This is a genomic window from Streptomyces turgidiscabies Car8 (genome assembly GCF_000331005.1).
In the GTDB taxonomy this organism is placed as follows: domain Bacteria; phylum Actinomycetota; class Actinomycetes; order Streptomycetales; family Streptomycetaceae; genus Streptomyces; species Streptomyces turgidiscabies.
In genome coordinates this window covers 1-16,133 of sequence record NZ_AEJB01000541.1, presented here as the reverse complement: position 1 = coordinate 16,133, position 16,133 = coordinate 1, and the positions used below count along the sequence as shown (strand labels likewise).

At 69.9% G+C, this 16,133-nt stretch carries 16 protein-coding genes and 2 pseudogenes; 5 read left to right on the top strand and 13 right to left on the bottom strand.

From position 1 onward, the window contains the following. Both STRTUCAR8_RS39295 and STRTUCAR8_RS39290 read right to left on the bottom strand, forming a co-directional pair. Nucleotides 1–251 (bottom strand): annotated as a pseudogene (locus STRTUCAR8_RS39295) (Sir2 family NAD-dependent protein deacetylase); the annotation flags it as partial. Nucleotides 252–263: 12 nt separating this feature from the next. Next, the gene (locus STRTUCAR8_RS39290) at nt 264–2,312 is read right to left on the bottom strand and encodes a glycoside hydrolase family 2 protein (protein WP_006381922.1); all 2,049 of its coding nucleotides are present in this window, start codon (nt 2,310–2,312) and stop codon (nt 264–266) included. A 76-nt stretch (nt 2,313–2,388) separates the two neighbouring features. Between STRTUCAR8_RS39290 and STRTUCAR8_RS39285 the strand changes: the two genes are divergently transcribed. Further along, nucleotides 2,389–3,654 (top strand): cellulase-like family protein, encoded by a 1,266-nt coding sequence (locus tag STRTUCAR8_RS39285; RefSeq protein WP_006381925.1) that lies wholly within the window; start codon nt 2,389–2,391, stop codon nt 3,652–3,654. Nucleotides 3,655–3,722: 68 nt separating this feature from the next. Here STRTUCAR8_RS39285 and STRTUCAR8_RS55275 read toward each other — a convergent pair whose 3' ends face one another. Then, entirely contained in the window at nt 3,723–5,003 is a 1,281-nt protein-coding gene (locus STRTUCAR8_RS55275) for a helix-turn-helix transcriptional regulator (protein ID WP_006381936.1), read from the bottom strand. Between the two features lie 165 nt (nt 5,004–5,168). Between STRTUCAR8_RS55275 and STRTUCAR8_RS39275 the strand changes: the two genes are divergently transcribed. Further along, nucleotides 5,169–6,077, top strand: coding sequence for an NADP-dependent oxidoreductase (locus STRTUCAR8_RS39275; protein WP_006381928.1), 909 nt, complete (start codon nt 5,169–5,171; stop codon nt 6,075–6,077). Nucleotides 6,078–6,134: 57 nt separating this feature from the next. On the opposite strand, the gene STRTUCAR8_RS39270 is transcribed toward STRTUCAR8_RS39275, so the two are convergent. The 4 genes from STRTUCAR8_RS39270 to STRTUCAR8_RS39255 form a co-directional block, all read right to left on the bottom strand. After that, nucleotides 6,135–6,560, bottom strand: coding sequence for an FMN-binding protein (locus STRTUCAR8_RS39270; protein ID WP_006381932.1), 426 nt, complete (start codon nt 6,558–6,560; stop codon nt 6,135–6,137). Between the two features lie 34 nt (nt 6,561–6,594). Continuing rightward, nucleotides 6,595–7,512, bottom strand: coding sequence for an FAD:protein FMN transferase (locus STRTUCAR8_RS39265; RefSeq protein WP_006381930.1), 918 nt, complete (start codon nt 7,510–7,512; stop codon nt 6,595–6,597). A gap of 67 nt (nt 7,513–7,579) precedes the next feature. Further along, nucleotides 7,580–8,614: a zinc-dependent alcohol dehydrogenase family protein gene (locus STRTUCAR8_RS39260; protein ID WP_006381934.1), complete on the bottom strand. Its 1,035-nt coding sequence runs from the start codon at nt 8,612–8,614 to the stop codon at nt 7,580–7,582. A 65-nt stretch (nt 8,615–8,679) separates the two neighbouring features. After that, entirely contained in the window at nt 8,680–9,657 is a 978-nt protein-coding gene (locus tag STRTUCAR8_RS39255) for an aldo/keto reductase (protein WP_006381924.1), read from the bottom strand. A 282-nt stretch (nt 9,658–9,939) separates the two neighbouring features. On the opposite strand from STRTUCAR8_RS39255, the gene STRTUCAR8_RS39250 reads away from it, so the two are divergent. Then, nucleotides 9,940–10,824 (top strand): helix-turn-helix transcriptional regulator, encoded by an 885-nt coding sequence (locus STRTUCAR8_RS39250; RefSeq protein ID WP_006381937.1) that lies wholly within the window; start codon nt 9,940–9,942, stop codon nt 10,822–10,824. Nucleotides 10,825–10,998: 174 nt separating this feature from the next. On the opposite strand, the gene STRTUCAR8_RS39245 is transcribed toward STRTUCAR8_RS39250, so the two are convergent. From STRTUCAR8_RS39245 to STRTUCAR8_RS39220, 6 genes are all read right to left on the bottom strand, one after another. Continuing rightward, complete coding sequence (locus STRTUCAR8_RS39245; RefSeq protein WP_006381927.1) at nt 10,999–11,700, bottom strand: response regulator; 702 nt, start codon at nt 11,698–11,700, stop codon at nt 10,999–11,001. Next, a complete protein-coding gene (locus tag STRTUCAR8_RS39240) occupies nt 11,697–12,410 on the bottom strand; it encodes a sensor histidine kinase (protein WP_048818885.1) in 714 nt (237 codons plus the stop codon). Before STRTUCAR8_RS39240 ends, STRTUCAR8_RS39245 begins: the two co-directional genes overlap by 4 nt. Before the next feature lie 19 nt (nt 12,411–12,429). Next, a complete protein-coding gene (locus STRTUCAR8_RS39235; RefSeq protein ID WP_006381926.1) occupies nt 12,430–13,017 on the bottom strand; it encodes an SDR family NAD(P)-dependent oxidoreductase in 588 nt (195 codons plus the stop codon). Nucleotides 13,018–13,040: 23 nt separating this feature from the next. Further along, entirely contained in the window at nt 13,041–13,586 is a 546-nt protein-coding gene (locus tag STRTUCAR8_RS39230) for a YceI family protein (protein ID WP_006381935.1), read from the bottom strand. 51 nt (nt 13,587–13,637) lie between these two features. After that, entirely contained in the window at nt 13,638–14,042 is a 405-nt protein-coding gene (locus STRTUCAR8_RS39225; protein ID WP_006381931.1) for a globin domain-containing protein, read from the bottom strand. Nucleotides 14,043–14,433: 391 nt separating this feature from the next. Next, on the bottom strand, nt 14,434–15,081 hold the full coding sequence (locus tag STRTUCAR8_RS39220) for an isochorismatase family protein (RefSeq protein ID WP_006381923.1): 648 nt from the start codon (nt 15,079–15,081) through the stop codon (nt 14,434–14,436). Nucleotides 15,082–15,191: 110 nt separating this feature from the next. On the opposite strand from STRTUCAR8_RS39220, the gene STRTUCAR8_RS39215 reads away from it, so the two are divergent. Continuing rightward, nucleotides 15,192–15,560, top strand: coding sequence for a winged helix-turn-helix transcriptional regulator (locus tag STRTUCAR8_RS39215; RefSeq protein WP_006381921.1), 369 nt, complete (start codon nt 15,192–15,194; stop codon nt 15,558–15,560). Nucleotides 15,561–15,640: 80 nt separating this feature from the next. Beyond that, nucleotides 15,641–16,133, top strand: a pseudogene (locus STRTUCAR8_RS39210) (transporter); the annotation flags it as partial.

Sequence of the window (16,133 nt, the reverse complement as noted above, 5' to 3'; positions counted from 1 at the left end):
ATGACGAGCCGGGCGCCGTGATCCGCGGCGACACCGGCGAGCCCGGCGGCGGGCTGGACCTGGAGGCTGGTCCCGACGGCGATGAACACCTGGCAGGCCTTGGTGATGGCCAGGGCGTCACCGAGGACGACCGGATCGAGGCGCTGGCCGAACATGACGGTCGCCGACTTCAGGATCCCGCCGCAGACGAGACAGGCGGGGTCGTCCTCCCCGGCGTCGACCCGGGCGAGAGCGTCCTCCATGGGCCCGCGCCCTCTTCGGCGTCACCTGCCCCCGGGGATGACCGCCTTCCGGAACACGTCGTAGACGAGCTTGGGACGTTCCTCCGCGAAGGTCAGCAGACCCATGACGGAGATGCCGTTGTAGTCCTGGTTGTATCCGGCCCGCTCCTTGTAGTCCTTGAGGACCCAGTAGGTGAAGCCGGCGACGAACGCGCTGCGCGCGGTCACCTGGTCCCAGTGGGCGGTGAAGCTCGCCGCCTGCCACTCCTCCGTGCCCTGAGTGGTGTCGGGGCCGTGGGTGCCCGCCACGGACCAGGTGCCGTTCTCGGTGATCAGGATCGGCTTGTCGGGGTACTTCGCGTGCACGGCGTCCAGCGTGGCGCCGAGGTCGGCGTCCTTGCCGTAGAAGTAGCCGAAGTACTCGTTGAACCCGATCACGTCCGCGAGGTCGAAAGCGGGGTCGTTGCTGGTGTTGGACGCCCAGGTGACCGGGCGGCGGGTGAGGTCGACGGCCTTCACGGCCGCCTTGAGATCGGCGAGCCAGGCCCGGTAGACCGGGGCGCCCGCGGCGTCGATCTCCGACTCGTTCTGGAGTCCCCAGAGGATCACCGAGGGGTGGTTGTGCTGGTTCCAGGCCATGGTCAGGGCCAGAGCGCGGGCGAGTCCGTAGCGTTCGGTCTGGAGCTTCTCCTGTGCGGTGTTGAGCCACATGGTGTCGATGTCGTCCATCACCGTCACCCCGTGTTCGTCCGCCCAGTCGTAGACGTACGGGTGGCGGTTGTAGACGCAGTTGCGGATGAAGTTGCCGCCGAGCTTGGTGATGTGGCCCAGTTCGCGGTCGTACTCGGCCGGTGTCATCGCCCTGCCGTGCGCGGCGGTCTCCTCGTGCCAGTTGAGTCCCTTGAGGAACAGCGGCTTGTCGTTCAGCCGCAACCGCGCGTCGCTGATGGTCAGTTCACGTACGCCGTATTTGGTGGAGAGCGTGTCCACCCGCGGGCCCGAGTGCCGGCCGGCGGTCAGGGTGGCGCGGGCGGTGAGCGTGCGAGGCGAGGCCGGACTCCAGCGTGGGGCGTGCGGGATCGGGACCGAGACACGTACGACGCCCGCCGACCGGGCCGCGATCCGGGCCGTGACCACGACGGACCGGCCGCCGCTCCCCCGGCCCGGGTCCAGCGTGAGGCGGCCGTCGAAGTCGGAGGCGCCATGGTTCTCGACGACCGCGTGTGCATCGAGTCTCCCGTTCGCACCGGCGACGAGCAGTTTGGCGATGGTGACCTGCGGGACCGCCTCGATCCAGGCCGACCGGGTCAGCCCCGCATAGGGCCAGTAGTCGACGGGCTTGTACGGCAACTCGTGGTCGTCAGTGACCGGCTGGGGGGCCGAGGCCGTGTAGTCGGTGTAGCTCGCCCGGCGGAAGACCCGTACGGCGATCGTCTGGCGCGTTCCGGGCCGCAGTGCCCCGGCCACCGGCAGGGCGAAGGGTGAGTTGGCGCCTTCGTGCTTGCCGAGGTGCGTGCCGTCGAGCCAGACCTCGGCGCTGTATCCGGCGGCCAGGAAGGCGATGCGCACGTGCCGGGCACGCCAGGACGCGGGTACGTCGACGGTGGTGCGGTACCAGGCGTAGCCGTCGTTGAAAGCCGTGCCCTTGGCGAAGGGTGTGCTCTCCGAGCCGAAGCCGGGGGTGTTCAGCAGATCCCAGGCCGCCGGGACGTCGATGCGGCCCCAGGCCCGGTCGTCGAGGCTCGGGGACTGCCAGGCCTCGGCGAGTCCCTGGTCGGCGGGGTCGAAGCGGAAACGCCACCGCTTGTCCAGGGACAGGTAGTCGCGCGTGGGCTCATGGGTGCGCCAGCCGTCGAAGGCGGGCAGCACCGTGCCGTACTGGAAGACGACGTTGGTGCCGCCGACATCGCGCACGTGAGTGCCGGAGGGCTCGGTGGCCGGGTGGGTGTCGAGCACCGGGCCGTTCGCGGCGGCCACGGCCGTGCCGTCCGCCGCTCGCGCGGTCTGGGGCCAGGCCGGCAGGGCGACGAAGGCGGCGGCGCCCAGTGCCGTGACGACGGTGCGCCGGGACGCATGGGTGAGTTCGGTCATGGCACATGAGCCTGGGCAGTCCCGCCAACCCTGTCAAGGATTATTCATAAATAATGAATTGAGCTAACGTGCCCCCATGACCACACAGCAGCAAACGATGGCCATCACCCTGTGGGACTTCAGCTGGTACACCCAGGCAGGCCCCGGTGAGCCGTTCGCCGACCTCGACCGCGCCTTCGCCGAGACCGTGGACCGGGGCTTCAACACCGTGCGCGTCTGCGCCATGCCCTTCCTGCTGTTCTCCGGACGCGTCCAGGAGCCGGAGTCGATCCAGGTCCGTGGCCTGGGCGAGGAGTTCGGGCAGCGCACCCGCTGGTACGACGTCCGCGGCGGCTACCCGCTGGACGGCCGCCGCCGGCTCGTCGAGCTGTTCGAAGCGGCGGCCCGACACGACTGCAAGGTGATCGTGTCCTCCTGGGAGTACCAGCAGTCCCCCAGCTTCGCGGACACCGACACCTGGCACCGGGCTCTGGCCGAGGTGCCCGGTCCGGAACGGGCCGAGGCGGTGGCCGAAGCACTCGCCGGGCTCCTCGACTTCCTCACCGAGCACGGACTCGCCGGCCACGTCGCCTACGTGGAAGTCCACAACGAGGTCGACAACTGCTCCCTGGTACCGGCCGACGGCACCCCCGGCCACTACGCCCGGCTGCGCGGCCCCCTCGAACGCGCGGTGAAGCTGCTGCAGGCGCGCCACCCCGCGGTCCCCGTCACCTACTCACTGGGCGAGCCCTGGCCGGGCGAACTCGACGACCTGCCCGAGCAGGCACAGATCGCCCACTTCCACTTCTACGTGTACGGCGTGCTCGGCGCGCTGTACGAGGCGGTGGGACTCTGGCACGGCACCAACGCGGCGCCTGAGACGACCACCTGGCCCACCCCCGAACTGGCCGCCATGCTGCGCCCCGACGCGCCCGCCTTCGCCGACTACCAGCCGGACGAACCCTGGCGCCTGGCCGCCACAGGCATTCCGCGCGAACTGTTCTACGCACACGACTGGGTGGACCCCGACCGCTGGGACCTGTGGCTCTACGAGAACTATCCGGCGCACCGGCAGGCCATGCGGGAGACGCTGGCCGGGTGGGTCGACTCCGTCGCCGAGTTCGCCCGCAAGCGTGGCATCCCCGCGGTCCTCGGTGAGGGAGTCGTGGGCTACACCCCGCTCCTGACCCGCTTCGAGGAGGACGCCGTCGGCAAGGACATCGCCGAGTTCGTCGTCGACCGCTGCCTCGCGGCAGGCTTCCAGGGCGTCGTCCTGACCTCCAACGCCGCCCCGCACCACCCCATGTGGCACACCGACGGGGACTGGATGCGGCGGGTCAACGCCCGTATCACCGGGGCCTGAAGGCGACCTTGCAGCGACGCGGGACGGTGACTGCGAAGAACGCCACCGCGCTGATCAGGACCTGTCGGTCATGCCGCGCCCCATTCATGGGCGAGGGCGGCCGCCTCGCCGCGGGAGGCGACGCCCAGCTTGTCGAAGATCTTCGCGACGTGGAACTTCACCGTCGACTCGCTGATGTGCAGTTCGTGGGCGATGTCCCGGTTCCGTCGCCCGCGGGCGAGCTGGCGCAGCACCTGGAGTTCCCGTGCGCCCAGTCCGGTCAGCGGGTCGTGGCGCGGTGTGTCGGACGGCGTGAGCGGGATGTGGATGGTCACCGTCGTGCCCCAGCCCGGAACCGCGTCGACCTCGAACCGTCCGCCCAGGGGCGTCAGCCGCTCGACGACCCGGCGGGCGTCGAGGGAGCCCCGGGACAGGGTGCCGGGCCCGTCGTCCCGTACGGTGGCCCGCAGGTCACCGGCGTCCACCTTCCAGCCGACGTGGATCCGGCTCACCCGAGGGCCGTCCGGCCCGTGCCCCTGGTCCTCCAGTGAGGCGTGCACCGTGGCCCGTACCGCAGCCAACGCCGTGCCGACGACGTCGCCGGGCAGCAGCCGGTCCGCACCCTCCTCCGCGCCGGGTGTGCCGAGGTCCAGCCGCACGTCACGGCCGCGCAGGATCCGGCGCAGCGAGTCGGCGAGCCGCTCGAAGGCGTCCTGGGCCCGCTCCTCCACCAGCGCCTGGTCGAGCTCCACCTGCGAACGCACTTCGGCCAGCGCGGTGACCGCGAGGTCGACCGCGCGGGTCCTGGCGCCGGCGTCCGCGAGGTCACGATCGCGCAGAACGCCGAGCAGGGCAGTCAGCGCGGCTGTGTGCGCGTCGCCGAGTTCGGAGAGGGCGACGGCGCGTGCGGCTGCCGCGGCACGTGAGACGGCCAACGTCCCGGGGATCGGCTCGGCCCGCAGCCCTTCCCGGTGTGCGGTCAGCAGATCCCACAGGGTCCGAGCGGCCGCCAGCCGCTCCTCCGACAGGGGTGTGTCCTCATCCCGGACGAGGACCAGCAAAGGCGCGGGCTCGATGATGCCGCTGGCCAGGACCAGCAGCGACGCTTCGGTGCCCGCCAGCCTCGCCCGTCCCTGCCAGCTTCCTCCGGTCGGCACCAGGGGCCGCAGCGCGGCCACCTCGGCCGTGGTGATGGAGGAACCGGCCCCGCCCGGGGAGTCTCCGTGGACCTGGAACGGCGCGTACGGACAGTTGGCCGACAGGTCCGCCAGCCCGCGGTGCGGGATCGGCCCGGCCAGGGAGGCGGACAACCGCGGCAGGGCCTCGCTCAGCGGCGCCCGGATCACCTCGAAGGCCGTCACCAGATCCATGACCGCCAGCGTAACCGGTTCCTGCTGCGCCCTCGCTGTCCTTTCAGACAGTGAGAACTGTACGAAAGGACAGCTGGAGCGGAGCCCTCCTCGCTGAGGATGGAGTCATTGGCCATGATCCCCGCCCCGCAGGGCGGCGTACACGTATGACGGGAAGTGACAGACATGCAGGCAGTCGTGTTCGAGGAGTACGGCGGTTCCGAGGTACTGCGGCTCGCGGAGGTCGAGGAGCCGCACGCCGGCCCGGGGCATGTCCGGCTGAAGGTCATGGCTGTCGGCGTCAACGCCATCGACCACAAGATCCGTAACGGCTGGCTGCGACAGATACGCCCGGTGGCCTTCCCCGCCATACCGGGCATGGAGGCGGCCGGCATCGTCGACGAGGTCGGTGAGGGTGTCACCGGCATCGCGATCGGCGACGAGGTACTGGGCCTCACCGTGACCGGTAGCTACGCCGAGTACGCCCTGGCCACGGACGTCGCCCCGAAACCGGCCGGCCTCGACTGGGAGACAGCGGCCGCACTGCCCGGCGCCGTCGAGACCTCCGACCGCGTGTTGGACCTGCTCAAGGTGACGGACGGCGAGACGCTGCTCATCCACGGGGCTGCCGGCGTTGTCGGGTCCGTCAGCGTCCAGCTCGCCGTGACCCGCGGCGCCACCGTCATCGGCACCGCGTCCGAGGCCAACCATGAATACCTGCGTTCCCTCGGTGCCGTCCCCGTCGCCTACGGAGACGGGCTGGTCGACCGGGTCCGCGCTGCCGCGCCCCAGGGCATCGACGCCGTGTTCGACACCGCGGGGCACGACGCCCTGGAAGCCTCCGTCGAACTGCGCGGTGGCACCACCGACCGCATGGTGACCATCGCGGACATGCGAGCCGCCGAACTCGGTGTCACCTTCTCCGCCGGCGCCCCCCGCCCGTTCGGACCGGCACTCGCCGACTACGCCCGCCTCGTCGCCGACGGCCGACTGCGCGTCCGCATCGACCGGAGTCTTCCGCTCGCCGACGCCGCCCAGGCGCAGGACCTGAGCGCAGGCGGCCACGCACGCGGCAAGCTGCTCCTCCGCCCGTGACGACGAGCACCTGATCCTGGGCCGCGCCGGCTGACGACATCGCCATGCCGATCCCCGTCAGGAGCGGGCTTCGGACTTGATGCGGTCGAGGGCGTCGTTGAAGCCGTCGGGGGTGGTGCTGGATCCGGCGACGCGGTCGAGTTCGATGTCATCGATCTTCTTGCCGGTGACGACGCCGGGAGCGGCTTCGGCGAAGCGTTTCTGGTAGTCGAGGGAGGTGGGATCGGTCGCGTGGGTGGTGACGCGGACGCGGGTGACGGTGTCGTCGTCGAGGGTGAGGTTGACGGTGATCCGGGAGGGCTGGCCTCCGTACCAGCCGGTGGCCCGGTAGTCGCCGTCGGTGTACTTCATGGTCGTCGCCGCGGTCGAGGCCGGTGGGGCGGCTGGGGTGTCGTCGTCGGACCGACTGCCGGTGCAGCCGGCCAGGACGCAGGCCAGGGCGAAGCCGAGGGCGGCGGTGATCGGGCGGGCGAGAGCGGGCATGACGTTCCCCTCCTGGTGTCGGTGGACGCGTCGGTCAGGTGAACAGTTCGCCGTCGAAGCCCGGTGACGGGGTGAGGCGGCCGTCGGAGTGCAGGCTTACCGCGGTGAACTTGTAGACGGTGGCGAGGTGTTGGGGGGTGGTGAAGAACAGGGCTGTGGCCAGGCCGTCGGCGGTGGCCGCGTCGTCGGCGACGACCCACGTGGCGCGCACCGCGCGGGTGGGGGCGCCGGCACGGGCGTCGAGGACGTGGTGCAGGCCGTCACCCCAGGCGCGCCGGTTGGTGGCGGAGGCCGCCAGCGCCTGGTTCTCGATGCGGGCGATGCCGAGGACGCGGGTGGGGTCGTGGGGGTGTTCCAGTCCGATGCGCAGGCTGCCGCGGCCGTGGTGGCGCAGGTCCCCGCCCGCGTCGATCAGGTGCTCGCGGTGTCCGGCGTGGGTGAGCTGGGCGGCGATCAGGTCGATGAGGTGGCCTTTGCCCGCCGCGCCGGTGTCGATGAGGACCGGCCCCCGGGTGATGAGCGTGATGGCGCCGTGGCGGGTGATGTCGCGGGCCCAGGTGCGCCGCTGGTGGGCGGCCCGCTCGGGTGCGGAGGCGGGGGTGAGAGTGTAGTCGGCGTCGTAGCCGAGGAGTTCGAGGTCGCGGCCCACCAGCGGGTCCACTGCCCCGTCGGTGAGTTCGCCGAGACGGTCGTAGAGGTCGAACAAGGGCGCGGCGTGGTCGGGGAAGGTGTAGGTGCCGCCGTGGGGCGCGGTGGCGATGCGGTGGATCAGGGAGTCGGGACGGAACCTGGACCAGGTGCGGTCGTAGGCGTCGATCCGCGCGAGCACGTGGCGGCGCAGGTCAGCGGTGAGGTGGTGGGCGGTGTCGATGGTCCAGTGGGTGCCGATCGCGTCGAAGGCGAACCGCGTGCCTGCGGCGGCCTGGCCGGTCTCGGGGCTGCTCCGGTGCACGGTTTCCTCTGCTCGACGGCACGGTGGCGCGGACCGGAGGACATGCCGGCCCGCGCCGCGGACGGGGTCAGAAGCGGATGAGGGCCTTGAGGACACGGCGGTCGGTCATGTCCTGGTACGCCCGCGGCACCTCATCGAGGGTGATGGTCCGGTCGAAGACGCGGCCGGGCCGGATGGCGCCGGACAGGACGTCGGGCATCAGTTCCTCGATGTAGGCACGCGCCGGGGAGACCCCGCCGGTCAGGGTGATGTTCCGCATGATCATGCTGGCGCCGACGGGCCCTTCCTCGTACTGGGGAACGCCGAGGCGGCTGATGGTGCCGCCGTCGGTGATCGTGCCGAACGCGGCCTCCAGGCTCTGGCGGGTGCCGACGGCCTCCACGATGCGGTCGACGCCGTCACCACCGGTCAGATCGCGGACGCGGGCGATGCCTTCCTCGCCACGTTCGGCAACGACGTCGGTGGCGCCGAACTCGCGGCCCAGGTCGGTGCGGTCGGTGTGGCGGCCCATCAGGACGATCTGCTCGGCGCCGAGCCGCTTGGCGGCGATGACCGCGGACAGACCCACCGCGCCGTCCCCGATGACCAGCACGGAGTCTCCGGGCCGGACGCCGGCGGTGACGGCGCCGTGGTGGCCGGTGCCCATCACGTCCGAGAGGGCCAGCAGGGAGGGCAGCAGCTCGGAGTCCGGCTCGACGGGGAGCTTGACGAGGGTGCCGTCGGCCTGCGGCACACGGACGGCTTCGCCCTGGCCGCCGTCCACGCCGTCATAGCCGTACCGGCCACCGTGGCGGCAGGACGACTGCAGGCCCTTGGCGCAGTAGTCGCAGGTGTTGTCGCAGTAGGTGAACGGGGCGACGACGAGATCGCCGGCCCTGACGTGGGTGACGTCGGCTCCGATCTCCTCGACCACGCCGAGGAATTCGTGTCCCATCGGGCGGCCGGTGTCGGTGGCGGGCATGGACTTGTAGGGCCACAGGTCGCTGCCGCACACGCAGGAGGCGACGGTACGCACGATCGCGTCGGTGGGGTTGACGATCTTGGGGTCGGGACGGTCCTCGATGCGGACGTCTCCGGCTCCGTACATCACTGCTGCACGCATGGCGGGTGCTCCTGACTTACCGGTGGTGCGGAAGAAGGGGGGGTGGCCGTACCCGGGGCGGGCTGTCAGCGTTCGAGCATCGCCTTGCCCGCTTCGGTGTGGGTGTCGCCCAGTGCCGGCGGCAGGCTGGAGAGCTTCTTCAACTGCCCGCTGCTCAGGGTCAGCCGGTCGGCGCCGGTGTTCTCCACGACACGCGTGACGCGCTTGGTGCCGGGGATGGGCGCGATGTCGTCGCCCTGCGCGAGCAGCCAGGCGATGGCCACCTGGGCGGGGGTGGCGCCGGCGTCGGCGGCGATGGCCTGGACCTCGTCGGCCAGCGCCAGGTTGCGCTGGAAGTTCTCGCCGGTGAAGCGCGGGTTGCCCTTGCGGAAGTCGCCGTCCGCGAAGGCGTTCTCGTCGCGGACGGTGCCGGTGAGGAAGCCGTGGCCGAGCGGTGCGAAGGGCACCAGCCCGATGCCGAGTTCGCGCAGGACGGGCAGGATCCGCTCCTCGATGCCACGGGTCCACAGCGAGTACTCGGACTGCACGGCGGTGACGGGCTGGACGGCGTGGGCGCGGCGGATGGTGTCAGGCCCTGCCTCGGAGAGCCCGAAGTGCCGTACCTTGCCCTGCTCGATGAGTTCCTTGACCGCCCCGGCCGTCTCCTCGATCGGCACGTTCGGGTCGACGCGGTGCTGGTAGTACAGGTCGATGTGGTCGGTGCCGAGCCGCTTGAGGGAGCCTTCGACGGCGGCGCGGATGTTGGCAGGGCTGGAGTCCAGGTTCCAGGCTCCCGCCCCGTCATGGGCGATCATGCCGAACTTCGTCGCCAGCACCGCCTGCTCCCGGTGGCCTTTCAGGGCGCTGCCGACGAGCTCTTCGTTGATGTAGGGACCGTAGATCTCGGCGGTGTCGATGAGAGTGACGCCGAGATCGAGGGCCTTGTGGATGGCGCGAATCGATTCGGCGTCATCGCTTCCGGCGCCGGTCAGGCCGTGGGACATGCCCATCGCGCCCAGTCCGACACGGGAGACGTCCAGATCACGCAGCTTGATGTGCTTCATCGCGGGGCGCTTTCCTCTCTGCTCGTGCTCATGCGGGGTGGTTCAGGAGAAGGAGTCGAGGTGATCGACCACGGGTCGGGCCCTACGCGTACCCAGACATCCGGTTTCTCCGCCATCAGCGACTCGTGAACGCTCTTGAGGGTCACATCGGGGGCGTCATCCACCATGCGCCGCATCGCGATCCGCAGGAAGGCCGGGCTACGCCACTGAGTGGCCAGCCAGGCTGTGACACGTCCCCCCTGGGCACTGCCGCGCAGGTCGCCGGGGTGTGACACTCGGGACATGGCACCCGAGCAGAGCACCGGCTCCGAACTGGGGCACTTCCTGCGTGCCCGACGCACCCAGACCAGCCCCGAATCCGTCGGACTCACCCCCGGACCCGGCACCCGCCGCACCCCGGGCCTGCGCCGCGAAGAACTCGCCACCCTCGCCGGCGTCAGCATCGACTACTACGCCCGCCTGGAACGCGGCAAGGAAACCCGCCCCAGCCCCGAAGTCGTCGACGCCCTCGCCCGCGCCCTCCACCTCGACGACGAGGAACACCAGCATCTGCGCGAGCTGGCCGCCCGCGCCGCCCGGTACGCCCCCGAGCCGCCCCCGGCCCCACCCCGCACGGTCCGCCCGCACATCAGACTCCTCCTGGAGACCATGCGGCCCAACCCCGCCTACGTCGTCTCCCGCAATCTGGATCTGCTGGCCTGGAATCCCGGCGGCCTGGCCCTCTACGCGGGCATCGAGGACTGGCCCGTCAAACAGCGCAACCTCGCCCGCTACCTGTTCCTCCACCCCGCCGCCCGCACGGTCTTCACCGACTGGGACAACCAGATCCGCGGCTGCGTCGCCCGCCTGCGCGCCCTGGCCGGAGCCGACCCCGACGCCCCCGACCTGGCCGCGCTGGTCGGCGAACTCGTCGTCAAGAGCCCCGACTTCGCCGGACTGTGGGAACGCTACGAGGTCAAGGGCCGCAAGTACGCCACCAAGAGCTTCCACCACCCCCACGTCGGCGACATCACCCTCGGCTTCCAGGCCATGCACCTCGAAGGCACCCCTGGACAACGCCTCGGCGTCTACACCGCCGAACCCGGCACCCCCGACCACGACGCCATGCTCCTCCTCAACATGACAGCGACCCAACCCTCGCCCCACCGGACATCGCGGCAACGCTGACCGAGGCGTCCCTGGCCGCTGCCGGGTGAGATTTTTTACGGAAGGGGGGATGCCTCGTCGGTGCGGCCCGCTCGATACGTCGTTGCTGTAGGCGAGCTGGGAGCGGTCGTCGACCGGATGAGTTCGCCGGGCCGGTCGCGTTCGTAGCGGCGGATGCCTCAGGCCGGGGGCCGGTCAGATGCGGTGCTTGTCCTGGTCCGGCGTCAGTCCGCTCTCAGTCGCCCACAGCGCGGCCTGGGTGCGTGAGGGGAAGCCCAGCTTGGCGAGGATGTTGCACACGTGCGTCCGTGCGGTCCGCTCGCTGATGACGAGGACCGAGCTGATCTCACGGTTGGACAGCCCGTGGGTGAGCAGCCCCAGAACCTCGCGCTCCCGGCGGGTCAGGGCATCGATCCGCCGGTGGTCGGCGTCCGGCGGCCGGGTCAGTACCCGGGTGACGGCCGGATCGATGGGCATCTCCCCCGCGTACACGCCTCGGACAGCGGCAACCAGTTCGTCGGGCGCGGCGTCCTTGAGCAGATAGCCCTGGCAGCCGGCCGCCAGTGCGCGCCTGACGAGCTGATCGTCGTCGAAGCTGGTGAGCACCAGCACCGAGACCTCCGGGTGGTCGGCGACGATCCTGGAGATGGTTGCGGCGCCGTCCATGTGCGGCATGTGCATGTCGACGATCGCGACATCGGGGATGATGTCGGCCACCCGCAGCTCGCTCAGCCGCGCCAGCGCGGCCCGGCCGTCCGCCGCCTCACCCACGATGTCGATGTCGGGGAACATCTCCAGGAGGGCACGCAGCCCCTCGCGCACCACGGCGTGGTCGTCGACGATGAGGATCCGGATGGTCTCGCTCTCAGAAGGGGCGACTGGCTCGGTGGTCGTCACGTGGGGCTTCCTTCGGTGCTGGACGCGAGAGGCAACTGGAGCTGTACGACGGTGCCGTCGGAGGAACTCTCCACGCGCAGCTCTGCCCCGATCTCACGCGCCCGGGTGCGCATGCTGGTGAGCCCGACATGACCGGGCCGGACGACCTCGGGGTCGAACCCGGCACCATCGTCGGCGATCACGACCGTGAGGGTTCGTACGGCTCCCGTCCAGGTCAGATTGATCCGGACGGAGATCCGACTGGCACGCGCGTGATTCACGCTGTTCCCGATCGCCTCGCGAGCGATCTGGTAGATCTGTTCCTCGCTGTCGCTGGTCAGGGCCGGAAGCACCGCGGGAGATCGCACCTCGACCAGGACACCGTCGCGTTCGGACACCTCGTGCGCGAAACGCCTGATGGCGACGCCGACATCGTTTCCCCGCAAGTCGACGGGCCGCAGATGTGAGATGAGCGCCCGCATGTCACTGACCGAGCGGTCGATGAGCGACTCAAGAGCCTGGAGCCCGGGAAGCAGTGATTCGCCGGCCTCCGGAACCCGCCCGGCCGCCATCTGCAGCGCCTTGGTCCGCAGGCGCATCGAGAACAGTGACTGTGACACGAGGTCATGCAGGTCGCGAGCCATCCTGTTGCGTTCCTCGAGCGCCGCCTTCTGCTGGGCGTCCGACAGGAGTTGTGCGGCGTTGACTGCGATCGCGCCATGGTCCGCCATAGCGACGAGGAAGGCGATGTCAGCCTCGCTCGGCCGTACACCGTCCGTGTAGAAGGCGGTCGTTGACCCGGCGCCGACCGCCCAGTTCGGCGGTGAGCACCTCACGCATCATCAGCTGCGCGGCACCCTGCATGCTGACGATGCCCGCGGACGGGAAAGCCTTCTTCGCGGAGAAGCCGGCGATGGTGGTGTAGCTGCCGTCCTCCGACAGGCGGGGAACGAAGGAACGGGCGAGGGCCATGTGGGACGTGGCCACGTCGACGAAGATCTTCTGCCAGTCGTCCGCGCTGGTCTGCCACAGCTCCTTGCCGGCCCACCAGCCGCCGACCGAAACCACGACGTGGTCGACGTGCCCGAACTCGGCCAGGACCTTCGTGGCGAGCTGGTCGGCCTCGCCGAACGTGGCGGAGCCGGCCGCGAGTGTCCTCAGCTTGCCGGCCGGTTCGGGGCCGACCAGCTCTACGAGCTGGTCGAGGCGGCCGCTGGGGACGACGACGGTGGCGCCCGCCCTGAGGAAGGCGCGGACGATGCCCTCGCCGACGTTGCCGGTGCCGCCGGGTACGACGACGACCTCGCCTTCGAGAGAGGGAGCGTGGGGCATGCTCATGATGAAGTTCCTTACTCAGTATGTCAGTTGGCGGGCGGCAGTTGGTCGTCGGGCACGGAGGCGGGGACAGCCTGGACGTTGACGGTGAACTCGACGTCGTCGGATATGAAGCCCTGGAAGGCGGAGACTCCGAAGTCACTGCGTTTGAGGCGTCCGGTGGCGGTGGCGCCGACGCGCGGCACACCGAAGGCGTCGGTCACCGGTCCGGCCGTGTCGGCGACCAGGTCGACGGTGCGGGTGAAGCCGTGGAGGGTGAGTTCGAGGGTCATCAGGTACTTCGGCGGCACGTCCTTGGCCAGGGAGACCAGCCGCACCTTGGCCTCGGGGTGGGCGGCGGTGTCGAGGAACTCCTCACCCTTGATGTGATGATCGCGCGCCTGCACGCCGGTCTGGAAGCTGTCAGCGTCGAACACGGCATCGAAGGAGATCAGTTCGGGCGTCTCGCCGTCGGCGACGTCAGTGAGCTGAACCGGGCCGTGCAGGCCGGTGAAGCGGCCGTGGATGGTGGACACGAGGTAGCGGACGGAGAAGTCCACGGACGAGTGGGCGGGGTCGATCTTCCATTCCATGAGGTTTTCCTTCGGGTAGCAGAAATGGATCTGGGTGGCAGAGTGGGTCGGTCAGCCTCCGAGCATTGCCCTGGCCTGGTCGGGACTCAGGTTGGAGACCTGCACGGTGGTGTGGGACGTCCCTTGGAGGTACTGGACGAAGACGGCGATGAACGCCTCCGGCATGCCCGTCTCATGGGCGGACTCGGTCATGAGCTCCAGCCAGCGCGCCCGCTGGACCTCCGCGATGTGCAGCCCGACATGCTGCCTGAGCAGAAAGCGCAGGTCGCCGCGATCGCGGAGATAGTCGTCTGGGCCGCCGAAGTTCATGATGAAGTAGCCGGCGATGTGTTCGGCGTGGTCGTCCTTGCCGGCGAACATCTCCGCCAGCAGGGGATCCGTCTGCGCCTTGGCCAGGAACGTCCTGGTCATCCGGTGCAGGGCCGCGCTGCCGCCCGCCAGTTGGTACAGGTTCATGTGTTCTGGTCCTCTCAGCCCAGGCCGACCGGCCGGAGTGTGCCGGCGAGCGGTGCGGAGGACCGGTTCGGGGGGATGGGGAAGAGTTTGGCCCGGGAGAGTGCCGGTGCGTATGCCGAGGAACGCGTCGGCCTCGTTGTCCTGCGAGCTCGGCCGAGCCCGCCGCCGGTCCGGCAGAGACGCGTCGGCACAGGACCACGCTCACACAGGTGGGTGGGTCGTCACCTGTTCCGTAGGGCCCTCAAGTCTCGTGCGCACCACCGTCCACCTCGTACCGCTGGATCATGGCAGCCGACCAGATGCGGGCCCGTGTCACCGCCTGGGCCGGGTCGCCGTCACGCTTGCGCGGTGCCTCGACGCGCGCATGGCGACGGTGACCCCTCGCACCCGCTCAGGCGGTGGTGAGTGCCGACGGCACCGTCAGGGTGTGCTGGAAGTACTGGCTCGTGAGGCTGAACGTGGCCAGGTGCTCACCAGCGATCTCACTGAGGGCGACCGCCTTGTCGACGTTGGCCCAGCTGCGCGCGAACTCCGCCGCGAGGGAGAACCAGGTGGTGGGCACGGCGCCTGCCTGGACCAGACGCCGCAGCGCCGCGTCCTGGCTCTGGACGCTCTCACCAGCCGACGCGTCGACCACGACGGAGACCTCGTAGCCGGCATCGAGGGCCGAGAGCGCCGGGAACATCACGCACACCTCGGTCCAGAGACCGGCCAGGACGAGCCTGCGGCGCTGGGTGCGCTCGATCGCAGCCACGAAACCGGCGTCGTCCCAGGCGTTGAAGGTGCCGTTGCGGGCGATGACCGGGGTCTCGCCGAGCACGCTGAGCAGCTCGGGAAACAACGTCGACGACGGGTCGGTGTCCTGGCCGTTGGTCACGACGAGCGGCACGTCCATCCGCTTGGCGAGCTTGGCCAGGGCGACGGTGTTGTTGACCAGCGCCTGGCGGTCCATCGACTGCACCGACAGCGACGTGCCGAGGTTGTGGTCGATGAGCACGATCGCGCTGTTCTCAGGCGTGTGCAGATCAGTGTGCGACATGAGGTTCCTCCGAAGCGGGATGGGATACGCCAGGAACACTACGAATGCAGGTTACTAATGTCAACCTAGTTCTCATAGGTAACTTAGGACTGTGGGGTAACCTAGCGCCCATGGAGTCGATCGCACCGCACGCGTTCTGCCCTCGCTACCTGCACGCTGTCGAGTTGATCGGCAGCCGTTGGATGGGGGCGGTGATCCGCGCCCTGCTCCACGACGTCGAGCGCTTCAACGACCTCAAGCACGCCATCCCCGGCGTGAGCTCGCGGATGCTCACCGAACGACTGCGCGAGCTCGAGCACGAGGGAATCGTCGAACGGCAGGTCGACCAAGGCCCCCCCACACGGGTCACCTACCGGCTCACACCCAAGGGCCGTGCGCTCGGCGCCGTCGTCGAAGGCATCACCACCTGGGCGCACGCCTGGGAGCCGGAGCAACGACCGGAGCAACGCGTCCTCACCGACCACAGCCCGAAGGCCTAGCCGGCACCATTCGGAGGACGTGGGGATCTCGGCCAAGTCGACCGAGCGGCAACACGCGACAACCGTCCGCAAAAGGGCGGGACTCGGCGAGCGAGGGTTCGTACGGCGTCGCCGTGGCCCAACTCGCGCTCAGCGCAGGGACGTTGGTGCTGCTGCTGCGGGTCTGGTCGCGGACCCTCACCCGGCTGATGACCTCGCCCGACGGGTCCACCCTGCAGGCCGCCGAGCCGTCCGGCAAGCGGGAGCGGACGTCCGGCGGGCCGGCGCGGTGGCTGCCGGACGGGCGTACCGGGACCGTCATGGAGCGGAGCCTGCGCTATGCGTGGCGAGACCCCAAGACCAAGGCCGCGTGGGTGACCTCGCTGGCGATCGGGCTCATCGTGCCGGTGTTCAACGCGATGCAGGGCACCGGTTCGGTGTACTTCGCCTGCTTCGCGGCCGGGATGCTCGGCATCCAGATGTACAACCAGTTCGGCCAGCACACCTCCGCCTTCTGGATGGTCGCGATGACGATCTCGTCCACCCGGGACGCGTACGTCGAACTGCGCGGCCGGGCACTGGCGTTGCTGCTGG

What these genes read in the sequence shown, in the direction of transcription:
- STRTUCAR8_RS39215 (WP_006381921.1), top strand. Translation starts at nt 15,192, where the DNA reads ATGGAGTCGATCGCACCGCACGCGTTCTGCCCTCGCTACCTGCACGCT.
- STRTUCAR8_RS39230 (WP_006381935.1), bottom strand. Translation starts at nt 13,586, where the DNA reads ATGGAATGGAAGATCGACCCCGCCCACTCGTCCGTGGACTTCTCCGTC.
- STRTUCAR8_RS39250 (WP_006381937.1), top strand. Translation starts at nt 9,940, where the DNA reads ATGGCACCCGAGCAGAGCACCGGCTCCGAACTGGGGCACTTCCTGCGT.
- STRTUCAR8_RS55275 (WP_006381936.1), bottom strand. Translation starts at nt 5,003, where the DNA reads ATGGATCTGGTGACGGCCTTCGAGGTGATCCGGGCGCCGCTGAGCGAG.
- STRTUCAR8_RS39240 (WP_048818885.1), bottom strand. Translation starts at nt 12,410, where the DNA reads ATGGCGGACCATGGCGCGATCGCAGTCAACGCCGCACAACTCCTGTCG.
- STRTUCAR8_RS39220 (WP_006381923.1), bottom strand. Translation starts at nt 15,081, where the DNA reads ATGTCGCACACTGATCTGCACACGCCTGAGAACAGCGCGATCGTGCTC.
- STRTUCAR8_RS39235 (WP_006381926.1), bottom strand. Translation starts at nt 13,017, where the DNA reads ATGAGCATGCCCCACGCTCCCTCTCTCGAAGGCGAGGTCGTCGTCGTA.
- STRTUCAR8_RS39260 (WP_006381934.1), bottom strand. Translation starts at nt 8,614, where the DNA reads ATGCGTGCAGCAGTGATGTACGGAGCCGGAGACGTCCGCATCGAGGAC.
- STRTUCAR8_RS39275 (WP_006381928.1), top strand. Translation starts at nt 5,169, where the DNA reads ATGCAGGCAGTCGTGTTCGAGGAGTACGGCGGTTCCGAGGTACTGCGG.
- STRTUCAR8_RS39255 (WP_006381924.1), bottom strand. Translation starts at nt 9,657, where the DNA reads ATGAAGCACATCAAGCTGCGTGATCTGGACGTCTCCCGTGTCGGACTG.
- STRTUCAR8_RS39290 (WP_006381922.1), bottom strand. Translation starts at nt 2,312, where the DNA reads ATGACCGAACTCACCCATGCGTCCCGGCGCACCGTCGTCACGGCACTG.
- STRTUCAR8_RS39285 (WP_006381925.1), top strand. Translation starts at nt 2,389, where the DNA reads ATGACCACACAGCAGCAAACGATGGCCATCACCCTGTGGGACTTCAGC.
- STRTUCAR8_RS39225 (WP_006381931.1), bottom strand. Translation starts at nt 14,042, where the DNA reads ATGAACCTGTACCAACTGGCGGGCGGCAGCGCGGCCCTGCACCGGATG.
- STRTUCAR8_RS39270 (WP_006381932.1), bottom strand. Translation starts at nt 6,560, where the DNA reads ATGCCCGCTCTCGCCCGCCCGATCACCGCCGCCCTCGGCTTCGCCCTG.